General features: G+C 34.8%; 1 protein-coding gene. It reads left to right on the top strand.

Annotated features, from left to right (window positions below; genetic code table 11):
* Positions 1–287 precede the first annotated feature (287 nt).
* Positions 288–1,463: a hypothetical protein gene (locus tag G519_RS0138215; protein ID WP_127528352.1), complete on the top strand. Its 1,176-nt coding sequence runs from the start codon at positions 288–290 to the stop codon at positions 1,461–1,463.
* Positions 1,464–1,650 lie beyond the last annotated feature (187 nt).

Raw genomic sequence — 1,650 nt, 5'->3', positions numbered from 1 at the left:
TTTGGTAGGACTTACAACAATACTGGATTGGCAGATGTTTTTCCATTTTCAACCGTAGTTCATACCGTCAAGCACTGATTTCTGTTTTGAGCCAATTTTGATAAGCTGAATGAATCAAATATCGCCTTTTGGACAACGAATAGAATGAAATGAAATTAATTTCCAAGAATGATCACGAGTTGAACTAAAGGGTACGAGAGTTAATAAAAGAGATGTTTTATGTAAGCCTAATCGTTTATGCAATGGTAGAGCGTTAATTTTGTTCAAACACATTATTTTAGGAGGAAATGAAAAAAATGCTTTTTTGCCCTTGTGGAAGCGGTAAAGATCAAGATGACTGTCATCCAAATTTATCGCCAAATGAAATAAAGAAAACGATAAGGCATAGAAGTAATATCAGGGAAGGACAAGTAGAATTTCTCAAATTATTTGACACAGGTGCGTTTAAAAGATCAGAATATTCTGGGCACCTTAGAGTTGCGTTTGTAAGTACACCAGCTGGGAAAATATTCTACCCTTTAATGGTTTTCTTAGGTAATTCAGCAATTAGACCTTTAACTATCGATGGCGAAATTATTATTGAGGAGTTTTGTACAATTCATTGCATGCTTACACCTCAACATTTTGCTAGTATTGTTTTCAATGTTAAGGAGTTGTTAGGAGAAAAAGGTAAAAAAGTACGGTTGGTTAAGTGTACTATAGCTACTGTTGGTAGACCCTTCGATTCAGTATTTGCAATTGAAGCGAACTTAAGTAAACAACGTATTGCACTTTACCACCATACAAATGAAGAGGCTGGGGAGAAAATTATTAGTTCGAAGTTTATGAGGGGCAGTAAGTGGAATATTCAAGGAACTGAAGAACTTGAAGAACTTGGTCATATATACATGACAGATATACAAAGGATTGAAGATGATAGGGATATTTGGGATATTGCCATGTGTGACAAGGGGACAAGAATTAATATTATTTCAGATAATCAAGATCAGGAAAATATAGAGGTTTATAGAGACAATCCTAAAAACAGACCTGTTTCTCTTAAAATTTGGGTTCCTTTAGATTTTGTTTCTCCCAATCATCTTATACTTCATAACGGTGGCTCCCACACACAAACTAGTCAATTTGGTTCATATAGTTGGTGGGAAGTATTTATGCCAAGTATTTATAGAATTGCTGTAAAAAGAGATACTGGTCTTCCACTTACATTAATTACAAAGAAAAATGACTTGCTTTTTATTAATAGTGACAATCTTCAGGGGAATGAGATTTTTCTAGCTGCGCTAGGTAGTGATATGTATAGTTTACGTAAAGTATGGTCAGAAAAAGCCACTCCAAGAGTCAATCCTAAACCAGCTGATTTTGGACAACTGGATGTAGAGTGGCAGGAAGTGTGGAGGAAAAATTTATGTTCCATTATTAATGATATTATGAAAGATAGTTTAGATACAATTTGGATGGGATAATGAAGTGTAGCACGTTAGAAGTAACCTGATATAGTCATAAGCATATCTATACTATGTAAGCTTCCGCTTGGAAGCTTTTTTCTTTGTGTTTCTACTCTGAAGCCCCCTAATTAGATTGGAGTCATCAATATGCAATAAGGTACAATATTGGTGAGGGGGAATGAGACGTATGAAAAGCAATATCCTA

The organism is Paenibacillus alginolyticus DSM 5050 = NBRC 15375 (genome assembly GCF_000422905.1).
Classification (GTDB): Bacteria; Bacillota; Bacilli; order Paenibacillales; family NBRC-103111; genus Paenibacillus_E; species Paenibacillus_E alginolyticus.
The sequence above is the reverse complement of the archived record's forward strand: the minus strand, read 5'-3'. Positions and strand labels throughout refer to the sequence as shown.